The organism is Novosphingobium sp. HR1a (assembly GCF_015594425.1).
Classification (GTDB): domain Bacteria; phylum Pseudomonadota; class Alphaproteobacteria; order Sphingomonadales; family Sphingomonadaceae; genus Novosphingobium; species Novosphingobium resinovorum_A.
On the sequence record NZ_JABXWS010000040.1, the window covers coordinates 14,597 to 36,863 of the forward strand.

The following is a 22,267-nucleotide window of genomic DNA, read 5'->3' on the forward strand; positions in this document are numbered from 1 at the left end:
ATGGGCTGGTCACGGCCAGCGGTCCCGGATCAAGTCCGGGACGACGTAAAGTGACCGTTCCCACCTTCTCCCCTCGTTTCCGCCAAGACCTCGCCGCACTGCTCGCATGGCGGCGCGACGTGCGGCATTTCCGGCAGGATCCGTTGGACGAGAGTCTAGTCGCCGACCTGCTCGGCACCGCGCAACTGGCGCCCTCGGTCGGCAATTCGCAGCCTTGGCGCTTCGTGCGCGTGCGCTCTCCCGCCTTGCGCGAAGTGCTCGCCGCGCATGCCGATGCCGAAGTCTCCCGCGCGGGCGACACCGCCTACGAGGGCGAGCGCCACGCCGCTTACACCGCGCTGAAACTCCACGCGCTCGACCACGCCCCCGAAGTGATCGCGGTGTTCTGCGACGAGGCCACCCCCATCGGCATGGGCCTTGGCGCGGCGACGATGCCGCAGACGCGCGAGTGGTCGGTGGTCATGGCGATCCACACGCTGTGGCTCGCCGCCCGCGCGCAAGGGCTCGGCCTCGGCTGGGTGTCGATCGTCAAACCGGAAACGGTCACCGACCTGCTGGAAACGCCGCCCTCCTGGCGCTTCGTCGCCCTGCTCTGCCTCGGCTATCCCGAGGAACCGGACGACGTACCCGAACTCGAACGCAAGGGCTGGCAAGCCCGGCTTGGCGGACACGCGCATGTCAGCGCGCGTTGACGCCTTTCGCCAGCGCCCGCGCCGCCTTGACGTAGGCGGGGCCGCCGCAGACCGTCCAGGCCTGCGGAATGGCGACGCGCGGAATGCCGTCCAGCACCGGGTGGTGCATCATCGCCGTGCCCTGATCGACCACCTTGTCGGTCGCGGCATCGACCACGATCACGTCGGGACGCGCCGCCGCCAGTTCCTCGATCCCCATCTGCGAGAGCGCGGGCTTGCCCAGCTTGCCCGCAAGGTTGGTCACGCCCACGCGGGTCATCAGGTCGTCGATCAGCGTGCCGGTGCCGGTGAGATAACCGCGGCGCTGCCAGTAGGCGGCGACCACACCCTTCCGCGCGCGCGGGATATGCGCAAGGTCGCGCTCCATGCCCACGATCAGCGCCTCGCCGCGCTCGGGATGGCCGACTGCCAGCGCCACCTTGCGGATCGACGTGAGGATCGCGTCGTAGCCATCGGCGGACTTGAGATCGACGGCGGGATAACGCGTCTTGAGCGCCTTGATCGCGGGGTTGCGCCGGGCGGGCATGCCGACGACGAGGTCGGGGTTTGTCGCCATGATCTCCTCGGCCGCGCCGCGCAGGATCGGCAGGCCCTTGGCCCGTGCCGCCTCGGCCGACATGGCGGGATCGGCGGCATAGCGGGTGAGCCCGGCGATCTGGTCGCGGTCGGCCAGCGCCAGCACCAGTTGATCCGCGCACAAGTTCAGCGAGACGATCCGCTTCGGAGCCGCTACAGCCCGCCCCGATACAGGGGGAGACGACGCGGAAACGCCGCAGACCGCAGCCAGTCCGAGCAAAGCTACCGAAGCCGAACGAAGAGTAGTCAAGAACGCCATATGCGCGTTTCCATAGCAACACGACCCCGGGACACAAGCGTGACGGGGAGCCGATCCAGCCAGAGGTGCTCGTGCCCGAAATTCCCGTCCTGCGCGCTCGTAACCGGGCGCTGATTCCCCTTCTCCTGCTAGGCATCGCACTGGCGGGAATCGCCTCGCTCATGCTGGGCGCAGTGCCGATCCCGACCGGGCGGCTGCTCGATGCGGCGCTCGGCCATGGCGATCCGGTGGTCCGGGCGATCCTGCTGGAACTGCGCCTGCCGCGCACGCTGGTGGCGCTGATGGTCGGCGGGATGCTGGGCCTCGCGGGAGCCGCGCTTCAGGGGTACTTGCGCAATCCGCTGGCGGAGCCTTCAGTGCTCGGTGCGTCGAACTCGGCGGCGCTGGGCGCGGTCGCGGCGATCTACTTCGGCATCGGCGATTACAGCCCCGCCGTGCTGCCGCTGCTTGCGATCCTCGCCGCGCTGGCGAGCCTCGCGCTGCTGTTCGTGCTCGCGGGCCGCGCCGAGGGGCCGCTGGCGCTGATCCTTGCGGGCATCGCCGTCTCGACGCTGGCGGGCGCGGGGATCAGCCTTGCGCTCAACCTCTCGCCCAATCCTTTCGCGGCGATGGAGATCATGGCCTGGCTGCTCGGCTCGATCGAGAACCGGGCGATGGACCACGTCTGGATCGCCCTGCCCTGCATCGTCGTCGGCGCGGCGCTGCTGCTGTGGGACGGGCGCGCGCTCGACGCGCTGTCGCTGGGCGAGGACGGAGCGCGCTCGCTCGGCGTGGACCTGACGCGCACGCGCGCGCGGCTGCTGCTGGGCGTCGCCATCGGCGTCGGCGGCGCCGTGGCGGTGTCGGGCTCGGTCGGCTTCGTCGGGCTGATCGTGCCGCATCTGGTGCGCCCGCTGACCGACCGCAGCCCCTCGGCGGTGCTACTGCCCTCGTTCCTCGGCGGCGCGGTGCTGCTGACCGGCGCCGACATTCTGGTACGGCTGATCCCGACCGCGGGCGAACTGAAGCTGGGCGTGGTGACGGCGTTCCTCGGCGTCCCCGTCTTCCTCGTCCATCTGCTGAAGGAGCGCCGCCTGTGGTGACCGTGACCCTCAATGGCCTCTCCGTGGACCTGCGCGACCGCGCGGTGCTGCACGGGATCAGCGCCACGCTGCGCCCCGGCGAACTGACCGGGATCATCGGCCCCAACGGCGCGGGCAAGTCGACGCTGGTGCGCGCGCTGCTCGGGCTGATCCCGGCGACGCGGGGCGCGGTCGAGATCGACGGGCACGACATCGCGCGGATGACGCCGAAGGCGCTGGCACGGCTGGTCAGCTACCTGCCGCAGGGGCAGGCGCTGCACTGGCCGCTCAGCGTCGAGCGACTGGTGGCGCTGGGCCGCCTGCCCGGGCTCGGCCCGATGTCGCGGCTGGGCGCGGACGACCTTGCCGCCGTTCATGCCGCCATGGAGCGGGCAGACGTGCTGCACCTTGCCGGGCGCACCGCCACCGAACTTTCGGGCGGCGAGCGCGCGCGGGTGATGCTGGCGCGGGCGCTGGCGGTGGGCGCGCCGGGACTGGTCGCGGACGAGCCGCTCGCCGCGCTCGATCCGGGGCATCAGATCGACGTGATGGAACTGCTTGCCGCCGAGGCGAATTCGGGCGCGCTGGTGGTGACGGTGCTGCACGACCTGACGATGGCGGCGCGCTACTGCAAGCGGCTGCTGCTGGTGGATCGCGGCATGCTGGTGGCACAAGGCACGCCGCAGGAGGTCTTGACGAGCGACCGGCTGCGCGAGGTCTACGGCGTGACCGGGCGGATCGAGTTCGGCGGCGGCTCGGCGATGGTGGTGCCGCTGGAGCGGGTTTGACAGACGGGGCTACGGCAAGCTCAGCCGTGACCTTTCGACAAGTTCAGGGTGAGCGGGGATAGTGGAAACCTCCCAAACCCGCTCAGGCTGAGCTTGTCGAAGCCCCCGCGTTTTACGCCGACGGGTGGGATCAGCGCGCGAACGCTTTCACCTCGGCCAGACGGATTGCGCGGCCCTTCGCTGGCGTCATCGACACGCGCAACTTCCCGGTCTCGACCGCAGGCCACGTCACCCGCGTCACCCCGTTGGCAAGCGGCTTCACCGGCGCGCCGACCTGTTGCCAGCGGCCCTCGCGCCAGACCTCGACGCTGACCCTGCGCGGTGCAGCAAAACGTGCAGCATCGGCGAAGAACGCCAGCTCGGCGCCGCCCAGCGAAACCGCCTTGCCGAAGTCCAGCGCATACCACTGCGGCTTGCCAGAGGCGTCCGAGTCCCAGCCATTCGGCAGTTCCGGGTAGAACCACGCGCGGCCATCGACCGCATCGTGCAGCTTCTCCGCATCGGTGCCGGACGAGGCGCTGGCCTTGGGGAAACCGCTGCGCACGAGCTGCACCGCAAGGTTTTCCTCACGCACGATCGGCGCGTTGGCCTTGCGCGTAACGGGCACCTCGATCCGGCCGAGGTCGGCGCGGCGGGCGACTTCGACCCCGTCCACCATGACGGCGAGGCCCTTGCCATAGCGTGTGCCCTTCGCGTCCCATGTCACCGAGACTTCGTGCCCGTGGTACGGCACCCGCTCGATGCGGAACCAGTCGAGGCCCTGCTGCAACGGATTGACCTCCAGCACATCGTCGCTGCGCGGGCGGATGCCGACGAGGCCGGTCAGGATCAGGTCGATGTAGCCCGAGTGGAAGTAGTGGTGGCTGCGGTCCAGCCCGACGATCGGCTTGCCGGTCTCCGGGTCGTAGTCTTCTTCCAGATCGAGCTTGTCGCCCTGATAATGCAGCGCCGTATACTGGCGCAGCATCGCCATCCAGTCGGCGCGGGAAATGGGACCGTGCGCCTCGTAATGGTCGAGCAGATTGGCCATCGCGGTCAGCACCTGCGTCGTCTGGTAGGGCCAGATCGGGCCGTTCCACTGGCACTCGGGGTCCGGGCCGAGGTAGCGGTACTGGCGCATGTAGTATTCGTAAGTCTTCTCGACGGTGCGCATCCCGGCCTTGCCCGCCAGCGATCCCGGATCGGTCAGGTGCGCCCATGCTGCAGCATATTTCGCATCGTCGGGGACGAGATCGAACATCCACGGCAGGTAGCCAACGAGTTCGCGATTGCGGATCGGCTCCCAGTATTTGACGTGTTCGTTGGTAATCTGGTGGCGGTCGGTGAAATGCTGCAGCTTCGGGTTCCACAAGTCCGCCAGCACACGCGCCTTCAAGGCCTCGGCGCGGGCGGCATATTCCTTCGCCATCGCCGCGTCGCCCGCCATCTGCGCCATGCGCGACAAGGCGCGGGCATTGGCGAACATGTAGGCGTTGACCGAAGGCCGGAACGCATCACCGCCCCTAAAGCCGTCCTTGCCGCCCGAGGCGTCGATCGAGGACACCGTGTACTCGGTCGCGTCCAGCAGCGGCTCGACGAAATACAGGCCCTTGTCGAAGTCGAACTTCTCGTCCCACAGGCGGTAGACGTGGCGCATCGTCTTCAGGTGCGCGAGCAATGCCTCGCGGTCGCCGTCCACCAGGTAGCGGCCCCATACCGAGTCCGCCATGTGGTCGGTGAAGTGGCGGTCGTTGCCGCCCTCGTACATGAAGTTGATGTAGTCGTCGGTGAAGCGCCGGTCGTTCAGCCAGCGGCCTTCGGCGATGTGGAAGCCGCTCGCGTCGTTGAGGCTGGCGTAAGGTTCGCGCTGCCAGTCGACGTCGTCGGCGAACTCGGTGGTGATGTAGCCCTGCGTGCCCAGATCGCGCTGGTGCGCACGGAACAGGCCCCAGCGGTAGTAGTAGACCGCGTCGATCTTCGCGTCCGAGGATTCGAAGAAGGGAATCCGCCCCTCGTACCACGCCGCGTCATTGCCGTAGCGGGCCTCGGCGATGGCCTCATGGTCCATCGGCGGGCTGGCGGCAGCGGCAAGCAGCGCCATGAAGGGCAGCGCCGCGAGGGCCAGTTTCTTGCGCACGTCAACGGTCCTTCCGTGAACGGCCCAAGCTGAGGGGGCTTCGACAAGCTCAGCCTGAGCGAGATTTAAAGACCTGTTCTCAAACCCGCTCAGGCTGAGCTTGTCGAAGCCCCCGCCGGACAGCACCGGTCCCGGAACCTGTCCGGGACGGCACGTTGAACCAATCGGAAGGGCGGCCGGTCCGTATCGGGTGTTGGGAGAGGAAGGAGCCCCGACCCGTCCCGGCCGCCCTGAGCGGGGCACGCCGCGGGGAATGGCGTTCCCGCAGCGTGCCTCGCCGTATCAGTCGAACTTGAAGCGCACGCCCACCGCGAAAGTGCGGTCGATCAGCAGCGTGCTGGAGTTGAACTGCTGCGCGTTACCGACGTCGCCGAACTTGTAGTAGTTCTGCTGCTTCGCCTTGGTGAGGTTAACCGCGTCGAAGGTCACGCCGATATCGTCGTTGACGTTCCAGGTCAGCTGCAGGTCGAGGCTCTTTTCAGGCGCGCGCCAGAAGCCGATCGGGTTCGCGAAGGAGCGGCCCTCGTTGCTCTGGAGGAAGCCCTTGCGCCAGATGTACGACAGGCGGGCACCGATCGGGCCGTTGTCGTAGGCCAGCGTCGCGTTGTACGACAGCTTCGACACGCCGAAGAACGCCGACTTGGTGGAGCCGGTGATCTCGCCCTGGGTGTTGACGACCGGGATCGTCTGCTCGGAGTCGAGGATCGTGGCGCTGCCGGTGAAGCCGAGGCCGTTGAGCGGGCCGGGCAGATAGGTCGGGAAATAGGTCAGGCCCAGTTCCACGCCCTTCAGCACGCCGTCGGAGGCATTGACCGGACGGGTGATGTTGAACGTCTCGGTGTAGGTCTCGTTACGCGGCAGGTAGTTGTCCGGGATGATCTCGCGGCCCGTGAGCGGCACGACCAGCCCGTTGATCTCGCGGCGGAAGGCCGTCGCGTAGATCGCGCTGTTGCGCTCGAAGTACCATTCGATCGCAAGGTCGAAGTTCTTCGAATGGGTCGCGGTCAGGTTGGCGTTGCCCGCGCTGCCGGTGCCGAAGCCGATGCGCGACAAGTCGCCCGTCAGCGTGACGTTGGGGTTGAGATCGCCGAAGGCCGGACGGCGCAGCGTCTCGCCGTAGTTGAAACGGATGCGCAGGTTGTCAGTGATGCCGTAGCGCGCGGTGAACGAGGGCAGCCACTTGGCCGAGCCGGTCGAAACCCCGGTGCGGGCGAAGCCGTTGCCGCGATCGAAGTATTCGTAGTCGGTATCGATCTGCACATAGCGCACACCGGCCTGCAACTGCAGCGGGCGGCCGAACAGTTCGATCTCGCCGTCCGCCATGAGGTAGGCGGCGGTATTGATCTCGCCGATGCCGAAGACGTGGCCGAAGCTCAGCTGGTCGGACAGCAGCAGCCCCGGGTTGACCGCCCGGTACAGGGTGCGGACCGCATCCTTGTCCATGGTGCGCGGATCGGCGAGGACCCAACTGGTCGGAATGTCGGCGCGGCCGTCGAAGAAGCCGCTGTTGGTGAACGGCGTGCCCTGCCCGAACTGGTCGAGCGTCACGTCCGGCAGGCCGCCCGCGCCCTGGTCACGCACGTAGCTGTCGGCCTTGCGGTCGTCGTAGCGGAAGCCCGCCTTGATGCGGCGCAGGAAGCCTTCGTCCCACTCGTACTCGCCGTCGAGCATCACGGTCAGCGCGCTGCCCTTGTTCTTCGTGCCGCTGTCGAACAGGTTGCCCACGGTCCAGGCCGAAGCGTCGGTCAGGACGCCCTGATTGGCGAAGCTGTACGAAGGCAGGCCGCCACCGGCGTTGAAGTCCACGTCGATGTCGAGCGGCGCGCGATCGGTGCGGATCGCGAAGAACGAAGTCTCGTTCTTGCTGTCCTGATAGGCGACGTCGGCCGTGATCTTGCCGCGATCGGCCACGTCCCACTTGGCGTTGAAGGCGTAGACATAGCTGTCGGTCTTGTTGGTCGAATAGTCGCCGCTGTTGAAGCCTGCGACCGCACCGGCCTGACGCGACTTGATGATGTTGGTGCCGTCATACAGCTCGAAGCTGTTGGCGACGTCAGCGGGCAGGTTGCCCCACCAATCGACGAAGCTGAAGTTCAGGCTGTTGAAGGTCTTGCCCCGGAAGCCGGTGTAGAACACTTCGGCGGTGTAGACCGAGCGATCGTTCGGCGCCCACTGCAGCGCGGCGTTGACCGACGGGCGCGTGCGCTTGCCGTAGAGGTCGGAGGCGATCACCGCGTCGCGCGACAGGTAGTACGGCGTCTCGACACCGTTGATGTTCAGCGTCGAGCCGGGCGCGATCGGCAGGCCCGCGTCGAGTCCAGGCGTCCAGTTCTGGTTGCGGTCGCCCGGGAAGATTCGCTCCAGCGGGGTCAGGCCGGAACCTGCAGGCGGGGTCTCGGTGGCGAACGGCACCATGGCGCCCGCCTGCAGGTTCTGGTTGCGATATTCGGCGCGGGTGTAGCTGGCGTTCACGAGGAAGCCGATCTCACCGATGCCGGTGTCCCACTTGTCCGCCACGAGCAGCGCGACGTTGGGGTTAGCCTTGTCGGCCAGCTCCGAATAGATGCCGCGCGCAAGGCCCGAGATGGTGAAGCCGTCGAAGTCGAGCGGACGGCGCGTCTGTACGTCGATCTGCCCGGCAAGGCCGGTCTCGATCTGGTCGGCCGAGCGGGTCTTGTAGACGTCGATCTTTTTGACGAGGTTGGCCGAGATGTCCTGCAGCGCGAACGAGGTGCCCGCCGCCGTGAAGATGTTGCGGCCGTTCAGCGTGGTCAGCGGATCGGTCAGGCCGCGGATGGTGATCGTCGCGGCTTCACCGCCGGCACGGTCGGTGACCTGAATGCCGGTGACGCGCTGCAGCGCCTCGACCACATTGTTGTCGGGCAGCTTGCCGACGTCCTCGGCGACGATCGAGTCGACGATCTGGACATTGTCCTTGCGGCTGTTGATGGCACCGACGATCGATGCGCGCACGCCGGTGACGATGATGTCTTCGGCGCTGGCATCATTGGCAGCGGCCTGCGGCGCGGTATCCTGAGGCGCAGCGTCCTGAGCCTGCGCGACGGAGGCGAAGCCGAGAGCGAGAACGGATGCGGTGCAAAATGCGAATGGCTTGAACGCCATGATCAACCCTCCCAAGGGGGCTGGCCGATACCATGCCCCGAAACTGTGTGGCGCTTGATTATTAGTCCGACTATTTCGACGCAAGCGGAAAATGCATTGCTCCGACAAAAAGGATGCAGATATGTGGCGGATTGGGCGCACTTCCAAGCCAACGGCGTATGATCCGCTCCGGAGCCAAGGTAATTAATCAGACAATATTCCCAAACCGTTCGTCATTGCGAGCGAAGCGAAGCAATCCAGGGCAGCATAAACCGCTCTGGATTGCTTCGCTTCGCTCGCAATGACGAGGAGGGAGGGATAACCGGTTCGCTGCACTCACCGCGCACCGGCCACCCCCAGGCGATCAATCCGCCAGCCAGGCCACGCTGGCGTCATAGGCATCGGCCAGCACCACCCGGTCCCCGGCATGGGCGAGCGCCCTGCCCTCGAACGCGGCCGAGGCGAAGCGCACCGTGCCGCTCGCCGGACCGACCTCGCGGCGGAAACGGGCCGCCTCAGTCGCAGAGAGCGGCGCCAGAGACACCGAGCCGTCGGCCCCGGCGACAAGGCAATGGTCCGGCTTGAGGATCGGCACCAGTTGCACGGTGCCCTCGCCCGCCTCGACCGAGCGGAACTGCGTTTGCGGCAACGAGGCATCGCTCACCGATAGGCGTGCGCCCTCGGCGGCCAGCCGCACGGTGCGGCGCACGGCGGGGATGAAGCGCTCCGGCAGCGCACCATTGCCCACCGGCACGCCGAAGTCCGGGTTGCCGTTGCCGTCGAAATAGAGGCGCTGAATGCGGGTGTGGCGATCGGGATTGAACAGCGGGTCGCCCTCGATCTTCTCGTAGTCGCGGCCGTGGTAGACGAGGATGTCGCGGCCCTGCTCGTCCGTGGTGAAGCTGTTGTGGCCGGGGCCGTAGACAGAGGTTTCACGGCAGGTGACGAAGACCGGCTCCGGCGATTTGGTCCAGGCGCGCGGGTCCATCAGGTTGTCGGTCTCGCCGATCGACAGCAGGCCCAGGCAATAGCGCGCGTCGGTGGCGCTGGCCGAGTAGCTCATGAACAGGCGGCCGTTCTTGACGATGACGGCCGGTGCCTCGGCGACCTTGTAGCCGCGCACTTCCCAGTCGAGCGTTGGCACCGTCAGGCGCGCCGCGGGCGCGGACAGGGTCAGCGCGTCCTTCATCGGCGCGATGTAGAGGTTGGAATTGGTCTCGATCCCCGGCTCGCGCTGCGCCCACGCGAAGTAGCGCACGCCCCGGTGGACGAAGCTGGTGGAATCGAGGTTGAAGCTGTCCCACGGCGCCTTGAATTCGCCCAGCACCGACCAGCCCCCGGTCATCGGGTCCGGCCCGTCGCAGACCACCGCATACGTGCGGATGCGGAACACGTCCTCGCCGCCGCCGCTGGGGCCGGCGGCGAAGTACATCACCCACTTGCCGTCGATCAGGTGCAGTTCGGGCGCCCACAGGAAGCCCGACATCGGCCCGCTCGATTCGTGGCGCCACAGCACCCGCTCCTCGGCATCGGTCAGCCCGGCAAGGGTCTTCGAACGGCGCAGTACGAGGCGGTCGTACTCGGGCACGGAGCCGGTCATGTAGTACCAGCCGTCTTCGTGGAGGAAGACCTGCGCATCGGCGCGGCGCTTCACCAGCGGGTTGATCGCGCCGGAGACGTCAGGGGTCTGCGAGGTGCCGATCACGCTCTTGCCGGGGGCGGTGCAGGCGATCGGAAGCAGCGATGCGGCGGCGCCAAGACTGGTGGCGAAACTGCGGCGCGACAGGGGGAAGTTCATCTTGGCCTCTCCGGCGTTCTGGTACGGTGATGTCGGTCTATGTCGGTCTATGTCGGTTTATGTGCACCGCCCGAAAAAGGACGCCCCGGCCGAAACCGGGGCGCCGTCAGGTGGGTGTTCAGTACTCGGGGACGGGCCAGCCGTCCGTATCCCAGCGTAGCGGCGCGATGCGCAGCGTGGGGCGGCCGTCGGCTTCCTTGTCGTAGGCATGGTAGACGAGGTAGGTCGTACCGTCCTTGTCGGTGAACGCCCCGGCATGGCCGGGCCCTCGGAAACGCTGCTTTTCCTGCAGGTCTGAGCGCAGCAGGATGGTCCCCTCGCCCTCCATCATCGAGCTGCCGTCACGGCCGAGATAAGGCCCGGTGATCTTCTTCGAGCGGCCGACGACGGTGTAATAGGTAGAGTTCACGCCCTTGCAGCAATAGTCGTAGGACGCGATCAGGAAGTACCAGCCGCCGTGGGACAAGATGAACGGCGCCTCCACCGGCGCCGCCGCTCCCGCGGGTGCGCGGCGGCGGGCGATGGAATATGGTTCGGTGCCGGGCACGACCTTGCCGGTCTTCGCGTCGAGCGGGAACAGCTTGAGACCGCTCCAGAAACTGCCGAGCGACAGCCACTGGCGTCCCTTCGCATCGACGACAAAATTGGGGTCGATGGCGTTGAAGTCATCGTCCTTCGTGGACATGACGACGAGGCCATGATCCTGCCATTTCGCCTTTGGACCCAAGGTTTTGCTGGTCGCGAGACCGATCGCGGAACGATTCGACCCGAAGGTCGAGACCGAATAGTACAGCCGGTATTCGCCGTTCACATACGAAATATCCGGCGCCCAGATACCTTCGGTTCCGGGCACAGCATCTTTCGCCCACGCCGGTATTTCGGAGAACACCGAACCGGCATCCTTCCACACCTTCAGGTCGGTCGAGGTCTTGATGCCGATATACTTGCCCACGGTGCTGAACACGTAATACGTGTCCCCCTCGCGGATGATGACCGGATCATGCACGACAAGGTCGCCGGAAAGCTGCGAATTCAGCGTCCCGGCACCCTTCTCGCCGACCTGCTGGGCGCTCGCGGAACCGGCAAGAGCCAGCGCCGCGAGACCGAGGAAGGCCGCCTTCATCACTGCAGTTCCAGCACCACCACCGACTTCGCCGGCAGCGTCACGACCAGCTGGCCGCCCTGCACGCTCGCCCCGGTGAAGGCGGCGGGCTTGACGACGTCAGGCGCGTCGAAGGTGTTGTGCGAATTGATCGCCGAGCCCGTCAGAATCCGGCCGGAAACCGCCGCTGCGCTGACGCCGTCGAGCTTGATCGTCACCGTGTTCGACTGGTTCGGATCGAGGTTCGACAGCGCGACATGCACCTTGCCGTCCTTCGCCTTCACCGCCGAGCCGCTGACCGCAGGCATGGTGAACTCGTCCTTGGAATACCAAGGCGACTTGATCTCGAGCGGCAGCACGGTGGCGTCCTGCCAGGGCTTGTACATCTCGAAGACGTGGTAGGTGGGCGTCAGCACCATCTTGCTGCCCTGCGTGAAGATCATCGCCTGCAGCACGTTCACCATCTGCGCGATGGCGGTCATGCGCACGCGGTCGGCGTGCTTCGCAAAGATGTCGAGGTGCACGGAGGCGATCAGCGCATCACGTAAGGTGTTCTGCTGCCTCAGGAATCCGGGGTGCGTCCCCTCGTCCTGCGCATACCACGAACCCCACTCGTCAACCGCGAGGAAGACGCGCTTCTCGGGATCGTACTTGTCCATGATCGCCGAGTGCTTGGTGATCAGTTCGTCCATGTGCCGCGCGCCGTTCAGCGCATCGGCCCAGCCGTACTCGTCGAAGTTCACTGCAGGCGCACGCGGCGGCCAGCCACCGGCGGGGTGGACGTAATAGTGCAGCGAAACGCCATCGAGCTGGTTCGCCGCGACGCGCATCATCGTCTCGGTCCAGTTGTAGTCGTCGACGTTGGCGCCGGCCGCGACCTTCAGGATCTTGGTCCCGGCGGGCGGCTTGATGAAGGTGGCATAGCGGCGCGTCTCGTCCGCCGCGAACTCGGGGCGCATGTTGCCGCCGCAGCCCCACAGCTCGTTTCCGACGCCGAAGTACTTGACCTTCCACGGTTCCTTGTGGCCGTTCTTGGCGCGCTCATCCGCCAGCGAACCGGCGGGCGAGGTCATGTATTCGACCCATTCGGCCATTTCGCGCGGAGTGCCGTTGCCGACGTTGCCCGCGACATAGGCCTCGGCGCCGACCTGTCGGATCAGCTCGAAGAACTCGTGCGTGCCGACCGCGTTTGGCTCGGTCACGCCGCCCCAGTGGGTGTTGATCTTGACCGGGCGCTTGGCCTGTGGGCCGATGCCTTCACGCCAGTTGTATTCGTCGGCGAAGCAGCCGCCGGGCCAGCGGATCACCGGAACCGACAAGTCCTTCAGCGCCTTGACGACGTCGTTGCGGAAGCCGTTGGTATTGGGGATCTTGCTGCCTTTGCCGACCCACAGGCCGCCATAGATGCCCTCGCCCAGATGCTCGGCGAACTGGGTGAAGACGTCCTTGTTGTAGACCGGGCCGGGCTTGCCGCCCTCGATCGTGGCGGTGGTGGGCTGGCCACCCGTATCGGCCGAAGCCGTCTGGCTCAGGGGCGCGGAAAGCACCGTCGCTGCCATCAGCATGGCGAGCGACGTGCGGCGGAAGAACTTAGTCATTTCAGTCCCCTCCCTAGGGAATCAATCGTGGAATTCGTCCACCAGCTTGCGGTGGCCGCGCAGGAATGCGTCGGCGACGAGTCGCAGCGGCGCCACGTCCACGTCGCTGCGGCCACCCCGGATGAGGCTGGCGAAGCGCGCGTAGAGGCCCGGATATTCCATGTCCTCGGCATGCTCGGTGCCGCTCGGAAGCGTCAGCACCGCGCCGCCGTTCGACAGCTTGAGCGTTCCTTCGTCCGTCTCGACGACGATGTCCCACGACTGCGGGCCGGTCTGCCGCCAGTCGAGGTCCATGTGGATCGGCGCGCCAGCGGTGTCGCGGAACTCGATGTCAGCGGCGATCGGTGCGGCGCGGTTGGCCGGGATCTCCAGCGTCGCACCCTGCAGGAACATCGGGCGCGGCAGGATGTGGGTGACGATCGAGAGCGCATTGATGCCCGGATCGAACACGCCAAGGCCGCCCGGCTCCCATATCCACGCCTGACCCGGATGCCACACGCGCACGTCCTCGCGCCACACGATCGAGACCTTCTCGATCTTGCGGTCGGACAGCCACGCGCGCGCCGGGGCCACGCCCGCCGCAAAGCGCGAGTGCCACGAGGCGAACAGCGTCGCGCCGACCTTCTCGGCGCGGCTTTCCAGCGCCACGACTTCGGACAGCGTCGCGCCCGGCGGCTTTTCGAGGAACACGTGCATGCCCTTCGACAGCGCCTGCACGGCAAGGTCATAGCGGACCTGCGGCGGCGTGCAGAGCGCCACTGCATCGACTGCCGGACCATTCGCGATCAGTTCGTCGAGGCTCTTCGCGTGCGGCACGCCCTCGACGCCCGGATCACGCGGGCTGACGGTAGCGGTGAGGCTGAACGCCTTGTTCCCGGCGATGGCAGGAAGGTGCTGATCGCGGGCGATCTTGCCCACGCCCACCACCGCAATGCGGATCGGGTCCATCGATCAGAGCGCCTTCACGGCAAAGGCGCGTTCGGGAACGCGAACCAGCCTGTTGGCGACCGGCAGCGTGAAAGGTGCGGCCGAAATCTCGAACACGTCGCCTTCCTGCGTCTGCACGCCGTCGCTGAACGAAAGCGTCGCGGTGCCGAAGAAGTGGACATGCACGTCGCCCGCGCGGCGGAACAGGTCGTACTTGAAGTGGTGATGCTCAAGGTTCGCGAACGTATGCGACATGTTACCCTCGCCCGAGAGGAAGGGCTTTTCCCAGATCGTCTCGCCACCCCGGATGACCTTGCTGGTGCCCTCGATATGCGAGGGCGGCGTGCCGAGCAGCAGCTCTGGGCCGAGCGCGGCCTGACGCAGCTTCGAGTGGGCCAGCCACAGGTAGTTGTGACGCTCGGTAACGTGGTCCGAATACTCGTTGGCAAGCGCGAGGCCGAGGCGGTAGGCAGTGCCGTCCTCGCCGATCAGGTAGATGCCTGCGAGTTCGGGCTCCTCGCCGCCGTCCTTGGCGAAGGCAGGCATTTCGAGGTCGTCGGTCGGGCCGACGAGCTGCGAGCCGTCGCCCTTGTAGAACCATTCCGGCTGCTGGCCGACTTCGCCCGGCGCGGGCTTGCCGCCTTCGAGGCCTTCCAGGAACATGCGCATGGAGTCGGTCGGCTTCTCCTCGGAAGCGGCCGCCTTATGCATCTTGTCGCGACCCTCGGCCGAGCCGAGGTGCGTCAGGCCAGTGCCCGCGAGCAGCAGGTGTGCGCCGTCCTCGTGGTCGATCGGCGCGAGCAGGCGGCCCGCCGCGAACTCGGCGGCGATATCGACGGCTTCGCCCTGCCCGGCATCCTTGGCGGCCTCGGCAAGCGTCTGGCCCGCAGCGATCGCGCCAAGCGCGAGTTCACGCACCGAGGCGATGCCCGGTAGGAAATGCGCGGCATCACCGTCGGCGAGAATGACGGAACGAACGCCCTCGGCGCTCAGGTGCTGGAGCAGGCGAAGATAAGTCATGGGTACTCTCCCAAAGGCGGCGCGCTTCTTGAGAGCGCGCCGCCCGGATGGTTGGATCAGATCAGTTGAGGATCAGAGTGCCGTCGATCAGGCGCGGGGCGCCGTCACCGAAGGCATCGTCACGCAGTTCGGCCGGAAGCAGCCCCTGCGCAAAGTTCTGGTAGCTGACCGGACGCAGGTAGCGGTCGATCGCCATGCTGCCGACCGACGTGGTGCGCGGATCGGAAGTCGAGGGGAACGGGCCGCCGTGGACCATCGCGTGGCACACTTCGACGCCGGTGGGCCAGCCGTTGACGAGGATGCGGCCGACCTTGCGCTCCAGCACCGGCAGGACGCGGGCGGCGGCGCCCTCGTCGGCATCGTCCATGTGGAGGGTGGCGGTCAGCTGGCCTTCAAGGCCTTCGAGTACGGTCAGCAGCTCGGCTTCGTCCTTGCAGCGCACGACGATCGAGGAGGCGCCGAACACTTCGTCGCCCGCCGCCTTGTCCGCAAGGAACTGCGCGGCCGAGGTCTGGAACAGGATCGCGCCGCCGGTGGTGACGCTGCCCTCTTCGCCCTTGGCCAGCGTTTCGACGCCGGGAAGAGCTTGGAGCGCAGCGACGCCCTTGGCGTACGCTGCGGCGATGCCGGTGGTCAGCATGGTCTGCGGCTTGGCTTCCGACACGCCGGTGGTGGCGGCGGTTACGAAGGCATCCAGCCCCTCGCCCTCGACGGCAAGGATCAGGCCGGGATTGGTGCAGAACTGGCCTGCACCCATCGTCAGCGAGCCGACGAAAGCCGCGCCGAGCGCTTCGCCGCGCGCCTTAAGCGCCTCGGGAAGCAGCAGGACGGGGTTGATGCTCGACATTTCGGCATAGACCGGGATCGGCACTTCGCGCGCCTGCGCCAGCTTGGCGAGAGCAAGACCGCCGCCACGCGAACCGGTGAAGCCGACCGCCATGATCGCCGGGTGCTGCACGAGCGCCGCGCCCAGTTCGTTCGAGGGACCGACGAGGTGCTGGAACACGCCCTCGGGCAGACCCGCATCCTTCACCGCCTTGGTGATGGCAGCGGCGATCAGCGCGCCGGTGACCGGGTGCGCCGGGTGGCCCTTGACGACGACTGGGCAACCAGCCGCCAGCGCCGAAGCCGTGTCACCACCCGCCGTCGAGAACGCGAGCGGGAAGTTCGAGGCGCCGAAGACCGCGACCGGGCCGACCGGGATCATGCGCAGGCGCAGGTCCGGGCGCGGCAGCGGCGCGCGGTCGGGCATCGCGGGGTCGATACGCAGCTGCTGCCACTGGCCCTTGCGCACTACGTCGGCGAACAGGCGCAGCTGGCCGCAGGTACGACCACGCTCACCCTCGCCGCGACCGCGCGGCAGGCCGCTCTCGGCGATGTAGGCTTCGATCAGCGGCTCACCGATCGCCATGATCTCGTCGGCGATTCGCTCGAGGAACACAGCGCGCGTCTCGCGATCGGTGGAACGGTAGGTGTCGAACGCAGCAGCCGCGGCGGCGCAGGCAGCGGCCACATCGGCGGTGGTGCTGATGGCGAGCGGCTCACCCTGAGGCTCACCGGTAGCGGCGACGATGGAACGAAATTCAGTCATTGGGCACTCCCTATTTACTCCGACATATTTCCTGTGCGAGCGAAACGCAATGTTTGTCGTTCCTTCTCGTGCAAACCGCTGTTAGTTTCGCTCCCGGAGGAGCCCATACCTGTGCCAGATGCCGATTTGACGACCGCCGACGAAAACATCAAACAGGGCGAGGAAGCCCGAGGCCCCGGCCGCAGACTGCACGGAGCCATTGCACACAAGCTCGGCACCGCCATCTTGTCAGGCAAATATGCTCCCGGCGACATTCTGTCGGGCGAAGTCGCCTTCGCCGAGGAACTGCAGGTCTCCCGGAGCGCCTACCGCGAGGCGATCCAGGTGCTCACCGCCAAGGGCCTCGTCGCGAGCCGCCCCAAGGCCGGCACGCGCGTCCTCCCGCGTGATCGCTGGAACCTGCTCGACCCCGAAGTGCTCGGCTGGGCCTTCGCAGGCGAGCCCGACATCGAATTCGTCCGCAGCCTGTTCGAACTGCGCGCCATCGTCGAACCCGCCGCTGCCCGCCTCGCCGCCCAACGCCGAGATAAGGCCGACCTGAAAGCGATGAAGGACGCCCTCACCGCCATGCGCCGCCATACCCTCACCACCGAGGCCGGACGCGCCGCTGACCGCGACTTTCACAAGGCCATCCTTCAGGCGACGCGCAACGACGCGCTTCTGACCCTCAGCGCCTCGATCGGCGCGGCAGTGAACTGGACCACGCAGTTCAAGCAACGCGCCCGCGCCCTGCCGCGCAATCCGATCCCGGATCACGTCAAGGTCTACGACGCGATCGCCGCAGGGGATGCTGCTGCTGCTGCGGAGGCGATGAACGTGCTGGTGGATCTGGCTCTGGAAGATACGCGTAGCTCGATGGAAGATTGAACAAGGGGAATTCGCAGGGGTTTACCATCCCTGCACCCCGTATATCGTCGAGGTCACGCGCGCCGCCTCCTCATCCACGAGGGTGAGCCGGGAGACTGAATAGCCTGCGGCGCAATAGAGCACCGAGACTGCTGCGCGCACCTCGTCGCCAAGTCCACGGGGTGCAGGGGTGGTAAACCCCTGCGACTTCCTCTTGCTTCTTAAACAAAAAAAGCCCCGACGATCTCTCGCCGGGGCTTTTTTGCGTGCCTGAAGCGTTATTCGAAAGTCGCTTCCGGCGGCGGCACCGCGTTGGTCGGCTTGCTGCCCCACAGGGCGTAAAACAGCACGTAGAGTTCGCAAGCCGCCGTCAGCAGGAACGAGGTCTGCAGGCCGTAGTTGTCGGCCAGCCAGCCCTGCACCACGACCAGAGCGCCACCTGCGATCGCCATGACGAGCAGGCCGGAACCTTCCTCGGTCAGCGGGCCGAGGCCCTTGATGCCGAGGGTGAAGATGGTCGGGAACATGATCGAGTGGAACAGGCCGACGAGGATCAGCGACCACATCGCCACTTCGCCGTGGGCGAACACCGTCACCATCATCACCGCGAAGGCCCCGATCGAGAAGAATGCCAGCACCTTGCCCGCGTCGAAGCGCTGCATGACCAGCGACCCGGCGAAGCGACCGACCATCATGCCGCCCCACAGGAACGACAGGTACTTGCCGGCCTGCTCATGCGTCAGGTTGGCGATGTCAGGCTGGCTGACGAAGTTCACGAAGAGGTTGGCGACGCCGATTTCCGCGATCAGATAGATGAAGATCGCGGGCACGCCGAACACCAGGTTGCGGTGGTTCCAGAGCGAGAGGTGCTTGCGCTCCTCCTTGGCGGCGCGCGAGTCGGCCGAACCCATAGCGGGCAGCGGGAACTTGGCGATGATGACCGCGAGGATCACCAGCACCACGGCGACGAGCGCGTAAGGCAGGATCACCGAGTGGGCGTCCGCCATGCGCTCGGCTTCGGTCAGGACGGTCCCGGCGGTCGCCGTGCCACCCTTGGAACGACCGAGGATCAGGTAGGCCCCGAAGAGCGGCGCCAGCATCGTGCCCGCCGAGTTCAGCGCCTGCACCAGATTGAGGCGCGAGGACGCGGTCTCCGGTTTGCCGACGACAGCGACGTAGGGGTTCGCGGCCACCTGCAGTAGGGTGATGCCGCTGGCGATGACGAACAGCATGACGAGCGTGACGCCGTAGGACGGGATGCTCGCTGCCAGCATCATGCCGCATGCGCCTGCAGCCATGATGAGCAGGCCCGCGACGAGCGACTTCTGATAGCCGATCCGCTCGATCAGCTTGGCTGACGGGATCGAGGCCACGAAGTAGGCGATGAACCATACCGATTCGATCAGTGTCGTCTGGGTGTAGCTCAGCTCGAATACGCTGCGCAGGTGCGGCAGCAGCGTATTGTTGATGACGGTGATGAAGCCCCACATGAAGAACAGGCTGGCGAGCAGCGTAAGCGCGGGACCGTAGCGCACGCCTGCGGGCTGGGCGTGCAGCACCGGGGCGTCGGTGGATGAGACCACTGGGGGCATGACATTCCTCTCGATAGCGACGCCGGACGACCACTTGTACCGTGAACCGGCTTGCGCTCTTTCTATTTGTCGGACTATATGCGCGAAGCGGCGTCGTCAATGGGGCGCGTCTTCGTACAAGAATCGAAATCTCACCGAAATGCGGGAGCTAAGGGAATGAGGAATCCGGTCAAGGCCATCACGACGGCAGCGTCGGTTCTGGCACTGGCATTCGGCGCCAATGCCGCGCTGGCCACCGAAGCGACGCAGGCGAGCGCGGGCAAGCTGTCGAACGGCAGCGAAGTCACCGCGGTGACGCTGACGGCAGGTAACGGCGTTTCCGCCACGATCCTGACCTTCGGCGCGACGCTGTGGAAGCTGAATGCGCCCGATCGCGACGGCAAGACCGCCGACGTCCTCGTCGCCTACGACAAGCTCTCCGACTTCGAGACGCGCCCGAACTTCTGGGGCGCAACCATCGGCCGCTACGGCAACCGCATCGCCGACGGCAAGTTCACGCTCGATGGCAAGACCTACCAGCTTCCCGGCAACGACCACGGCCAGTCGCTCCACGGCGGCGGCAAGGGCTTCGATGTGCAGAACTGGAAGCTCGAATCGGTGAAGTCGGGCAAGGTGGCGACGGCGGTGTTCTCGCTGGTCAGCCCTGACGGCGATTCCGGCTACCCCGGCACCGTGAAGGCGAAGGTCACCTATTCGCTCGACGAATCCGGCAACCTGCAGATCGTCTTCGACGCGACGACCGACAAGCCGACCGTGCTCAACATGACCAACCACGCCATCTTCAATATGGCGGGCGAAGGGTCGGAGCGCGATGCGATGACCAACGTGCTCACCCTCCCGGCGAGCAAGTACACTCCCGTCAACGAAAAGCTGATCCCGACCGGCGAACTGCGCGCCGTCGAGGGCACGCCGTTCGACTTCCGCAACGGCAAGCCGGTCGCCGTGGGCCTGCGCGACGGCAACGACCAGCAGATCGTCTACGGGCGCGGCTTCGATCACAACTTCGCGCTCGACAAGGGCCAGACCAAGACCCCCGAACTCGCCGCCCGCCTAGAAGACCCCGTCTCGGGCCGCGTGCTGGAACTGCTGACGACCGAGCCTGGCGTCCAGTTCTACTCCGGCAACTTCCTCGACGGCACCTTCATCGGCAAGCAGGGCCACCTCTACCGCATGGGCGACGGCATCGCGCTGGAACCGCAGAAGTTCCCCGACAGCCCCAACCACGCCAACTTCCCGAGCACCCGCGTCGATCCCGGCAAGCCGTACCGGCATGTCATGATCTACCGCGTCACCACTTCTCCGCGCTGAACCGGACCAAAGAAAACAACCATGACCGAAACCCCTGCTCCCAAGCTGCGCTCGCGCGCCTGGTTCGACAATCCCGACAACATCGACATGACCTCGCTCTACCTGGAGCGATATCTGAACTTCGGCCTCAGCCTTGAAGAACTGCGTTCGGGCAAGCCGATCATCGGCATCGCCCAGTCGGGCAGCGACCTTAGCCCGTGCAATCGCCACCACCTCGTGCTGGCCGAGCGCATCCGCGAAGGCATCCGCGAGATGGGCGGCATCGCTCTGGAATTCCCGGTCCACCCGATCCAGGAAACCGGCAAGCGGCCCACCGCCGGGCTCGACCGCAACCTGTCGTACCTTGGCCTCGTCGAGGCGCTCTACGGCTACCCGCTCGACGGCGTGGTGCTGACCACCGGCTGCGACAAGACGACCCCGGCGATGCTCATGGCCGCCGCGACCGTCAATATCCCCGCCATTGCGTTGTCGGTCGGCCCGATGCTCAACGGCTGGCACAAAGGCGAGCGCACCGGTTCGGGCACGATCGTCTGGAAGGGCCGTCAGATGATGGCGGCGGGCGAACTGGACGCGGACGGCTTCATCAAGCTCGTCGCCTCCTCGGCGCCCTCGACCGGCTACTGCAACACGATGGGCACGGCGACGACGATGAACTCGCTGGCCGAGGCGCTGGGCATGATGCTGCCCGGCTCGGCGGCGATCCCCGCGCCTTACCGCGACCGCCAGGAATGCGCCTACCACACCGGCAAGCGCATCGTCGACATGGTTCGCGAGGACCTCAAGCCCTCGGACATCCTGACCCTCGACGCCTTCCACAACGCGATCGTCGTCAACGCCGCGATCGGCGGTTCGACCAACGCGCCGATCCACCTGGCAGCCCTCGCCCGCCACGTCGGCGTGGACCTGCCGCTCAAGGACTGGGAGCGCCTTGGCCACAAGATCCCGCTGCTGGTGAACCTGCAGCCCGCCGGTGAGTATCTGGGCGAGGACTACTACCACGCGGGCGGCGTCCCCGCCGTCGTCGCGCAGTTGATCGGCCAGGGACTGATCCAGGAGAGCGCCCTCACCGTCAACGGCAAGACCATCGGCGACAACTGCCGTGACGCCACGATCGAGGACGCCAAGGTCATCAAGACCTTCGACGATCCGCTGGTCGAGGAAGCGGGCTTCCTCGTCCTGTCGGGCAACCTGTTCGACGCGGCGATCATGAAGACCAGCGTGATCTCCAAGGAGTTCCGCGACCGCTACCTCTCGAACCCCGAAGACCCGGACGCCTTCGAAGGCCCCGCCGTGGTGTTCGACGGTCCCGAGGACTACCACCACCGCATCGACGATCCCTCAGTCGGCATCACCCCCGAGACGCTGATGTTCATGCGCGGCGCGGGGCCGATCGGTTACCCCGGCGCGGCTGAAGTCGTGAACATGCGCCCGCCCGCCTACCTCATCACCGAGGGCGTCAGCGCCCTGCCCTGCATCGGCGACGGCCGCCAGTCGGGCACTTCGGGGAGCCCGTCGATCCTCAACGCCTCGCCGGAAGCGGCGGCGATGGGCGGCCTCGCGCTGCTCCGGACCGGCGACCGGGTGCGCATGGACCTCAAGGCAGGCAAAGTGGACGTGCTGATCTCCGACGAGGAGATGGCGACGCGCCGTGCCGAGCTGGAGGCCGCAGGCGGTTACCAGTACCCCGCCTCGCAGACGCCGTGGCAGGAAATCCAGCGCGCCCTCGTGGGCCAGATGGATACCGGCGCGATCCTCGAAGGTGCGGAAAAGTATCAACGCATCGCCCAGACCATGGGCCTGCCGCGCGACAACCACTGAGGCCGCGAAGGCCACCCCAACCCCTACCCGCCGACGCCGGTCGGGACGGACGGACGTGAAGAAGTAGACCCGT

Annotated in this window: 16 protein-coding genes; 6 read left to right on the forward strand and 10 right to left on the reverse strand. The window is 66.6% G+C overall.

Annotated features, from left to right (window positions below):
- Positions 1 to 50: 50 nt before the first annotated feature.
- The gene (gene bluB / locus HWN72_RS09370) at positions 51 to 692 is read left to right on the forward strand and encodes a 5,6-dimethylbenzimidazole synthase (protein ID WP_211150119.1); all 642 of its coding nucleotides are present in this window, start codon (positions 51 to 53) and stop codon (positions 690 to 692) included.
- Here bluB and HWN72_RS09375 read toward each other — a convergent pair.
- Positions 679 to 1,527 carry an ABC transporter substrate-binding protein gene (locus HWN72_RS09375; RefSeq protein WP_036524269.1) on the reverse strand — a complete coding sequence of 283 codons (849 nt, stop codon included), beginning with the start codon at positions 1,525 to 1,527 and terminating at the stop codon, positions 679 to 681. The genes bluB and HWN72_RS09375 overlap by 14 nt on opposite strands.
- Before the next feature lie 80 nt (positions 1,528 to 1,607).
- Here HWN72_RS09375 and HWN72_RS09380 point away from each other — a divergent pair, with 80 nt between their 5' ends.
- The gene (locus tag HWN72_RS09380) at positions 1,608 to 2,609 is read left to right on the forward strand and encodes an iron ABC transporter permease (protein ID WP_268957459.1); all 1,002 of its coding nucleotides are present in this window, start codon (positions 1,608 to 1,610) and stop codon (positions 2,607 to 2,609) included.
- The gene (locus tag HWN72_RS09385; RefSeq protein ID WP_008832862.1) at positions 2,603 to 3,376 is read left to right on the forward strand and encodes an ABC transporter ATP-binding protein; all 774 of its coding nucleotides are present in this window, start codon (positions 2,603 to 2,605) and stop codon (positions 3,374 to 3,376) included. The genes HWN72_RS09380 and HWN72_RS09385 overlap by 7 nt, the downstream gene beginning before the upstream one ends.
- A gap of 130 nt (positions 3,377 to 3,506) precedes the next feature.
- On the opposite strand, the gene HWN72_RS09390 is transcribed toward HWN72_RS09385, so the two are convergent.
- The 8 genes from HWN72_RS09390 to HWN72_RS09425 form a co-directional block, all read right to left on the reverse strand.
- Positions 3,507 to 5,492: a glycogen debranching protein gene (locus HWN72_RS09390; protein ID WP_289357344.1), complete on the reverse strand. Its 1,986-nt coding sequence runs from the start codon at positions 5,490 to 5,492 to the stop codon at positions 3,507 to 3,509.
- Positions 5,493 to 5,774: 282 nt separating this feature from the next.
- The gene (locus tag HWN72_RS09395; protein WP_211150120.1) at positions 5,775 to 8,615 is read right to left on the reverse strand and encodes a TonB-dependent receptor; all 2,841 of its coding nucleotides are present in this window, start codon (positions 8,613 to 8,615) and stop codon (positions 5,775 to 5,777) included.
- 343 nt (positions 8,616 to 8,958) lie between these two features.
- Complete coding sequence (locus tag HWN72_RS09400; RefSeq protein WP_211150121.1) at positions 8,959 to 10,392, reverse strand: glycoside hydrolase family 43 protein; 1,434 nt, start codon at positions 10,390 to 10,392, stop codon at positions 8,959 to 8,961.
- A gap of 118 nt (positions 10,393 to 10,510) precedes the next feature.
- On the reverse strand, positions 10,511 to 11,515 hold the full coding sequence (locus HWN72_RS09405) for an arabinan endo-1,5-alpha-L-arabinosidase (RefSeq protein ID WP_211150122.1): 1,005 nt from the start codon (positions 11,513 to 11,515) through the stop codon (positions 10,511 to 10,513).
- Positions 11,515 to 13,092: an alpha-N-arabinofuranosidase gene (locus HWN72_RS09410; RefSeq protein WP_211150123.1), complete on the reverse strand. Its 1,578-nt coding sequence runs from the start codon at positions 13,090 to 13,092 to the stop codon at positions 11,515 to 11,517. The genes HWN72_RS09405 and HWN72_RS09410 overlap by 1 nt, the downstream gene beginning before the upstream one ends.
- A gap of 21 nt (positions 13,093 to 13,113) precedes the next feature.
- A complete protein-coding gene (locus HWN72_RS09415) occupies positions 13,114 to 14,040 on the reverse strand; it encodes a Gfo/Idh/MocA family protein (protein ID WP_211150124.1) in 927 nt (308 codons plus the stop codon).
- A 3-nt stretch (positions 14,041 to 14,043) separates the two neighbouring features.
- Positions 14,044 to 15,039, reverse strand: coding sequence for an AraD1 family protein (araD1, locus tag HWN72_RS09420; RefSeq protein WP_008830208.1), 996 nt, complete (start codon positions 15,037 to 15,039; stop codon positions 14,044 to 14,046).
- Positions 15,040 to 15,100: 61 nt separating this feature from the next.
- On the reverse strand, positions 15,101 to 16,630 hold the full coding sequence (locus HWN72_RS09425; RefSeq protein ID WP_211150125.1) for an aldehyde dehydrogenase (NADP(+)): 1,530 nt from the start codon (positions 16,628 to 16,630) through the stop codon (positions 15,101 to 15,103).
- A 111-nt stretch (positions 16,631 to 16,741) separates the two neighbouring features.
- Between HWN72_RS09425 and HWN72_RS09430 the strand changes: the two genes are divergently transcribed.
- Positions 16,742 to 17,497 (forward strand): FadR/GntR family transcriptional regulator, encoded by a 756-nt coding sequence (locus tag HWN72_RS09430; protein WP_008829560.1) that lies wholly within the window; start codon positions 16,742 to 16,744, stop codon positions 17,495 to 17,497.
- Positions 17,498 to 17,754: 257 nt separating this feature from the next.
- Here HWN72_RS09430 and HWN72_RS09435 read toward each other — a convergent pair whose 3' ends face one another.
- Positions 17,755 to 19,068: a sugar MFS transporter gene (locus HWN72_RS09435; protein WP_036524260.1), complete on the reverse strand. Its 1,314-nt coding sequence runs from the start codon at positions 19,066 to 19,068 to the stop codon at positions 17,755 to 17,757.
- A gap of 156 nt (positions 19,069 to 19,224) precedes the next feature.
- Here HWN72_RS09435 and HWN72_RS09440 point away from each other — a divergent pair, with 156 nt between their 5' ends.
- The gene (locus tag HWN72_RS09440; protein WP_008829562.1) at positions 19,225 to 20,376 is read left to right on the forward strand and encodes an aldose epimerase family protein; all 1,152 of its coding nucleotides are present in this window, start codon (positions 19,225 to 19,227) and stop codon (positions 20,374 to 20,376) included.
- Positions 20,377 to 20,397: 21 nt separating this feature from the next.
- Positions 20,398 to 22,194, forward strand: a complete 1,797-nt coding sequence (locus HWN72_RS09445) for an IlvD/Edd family dehydratase (RefSeq protein ID WP_211150126.1) — start codon at positions 20,398 to 20,400, stop codon at positions 22,192 to 22,194.
- Positions 22,195 to 22,267 lie beyond the last annotated feature (73 nt).

Excerpts from the sequence above, each read along its gene's own strand:
- HWN72_RS09375 (WP_036524269.1), bottom strand. The coding sequence starts at position 1,527 with ATGGCGTTCTTGACTACTCTTCGTTCGGCTTCGGTAGCTTTGCTCGGA.
- HWN72_RS09395 (WP_211150120.1), bottom strand. The coding sequence starts at position 8,615 with ATGGCGTTCAAGCCATTCGCATTTTGCACCGCATCCGTTCTCGCTCTC.
- HWN72_RS09400 (WP_211150121.1), bottom strand. The coding sequence starts at position 10,392 with ATGAACTTCCCCCTGTCGCGCCGCAGTTTCGCCACCAGTCTTGGCGCC.
- HWN72_RS09405 (WP_211150122.1), bottom strand. The coding sequence starts at position 11,515 with ATGAAGGCGGCCTTCCTCGGTCTCGCGGCGCTGGCTCTTGCCGGTTCC.
- HWN72_RS09410 (WP_211150123.1), bottom strand. The coding sequence starts at position 13,092 with ATGACTAAGTTCTTCCGCCGCACGTCGCTCGCCATGCTGATGGCAGCG.
- HWN72_RS09415 (WP_211150124.1), bottom strand. The coding sequence starts at position 14,040 with ATGGACCCGATCCGCATTGCGGTGGTGGGCGTGGGCAAGATCGCCCGC.
- araD1 (WP_008830208.1), bottom strand. The coding sequence starts at position 15,039 with ATGACTTATCTTCGCCTGCTCCAGCACCTGAGCGCCGAGGGCGTTCGT.
- HWN72_RS09425 (WP_211150125.1), bottom strand. The coding sequence starts at position 16,630 with ATGACTGAATTTCGTTCCATCGTCGCCGCTACCGGTGAGCCTCAGGGT.
- HWN72_RS09435 (WP_036524260.1), bottom strand. The coding sequence starts at position 19,068 with ATGCCCCCAGTGGTCTCATCCACCGACGCCCCGGTGCTGCACGCCCAG.
- HWN72_RS09440 (WP_008829562.1), top strand. The coding sequence starts at position 19,225 with ATGAGGAATCCGGTCAAGGCCATCACGACGGCAGCGTCGGTTCTGGCA.
- HWN72_RS09445 (WP_211150126.1), top strand. The coding sequence starts at position 20,398 with ATGACCGAAACCCCTGCTCCCAAGCTGCGCTCGCGCGCCTGGTTCGAC.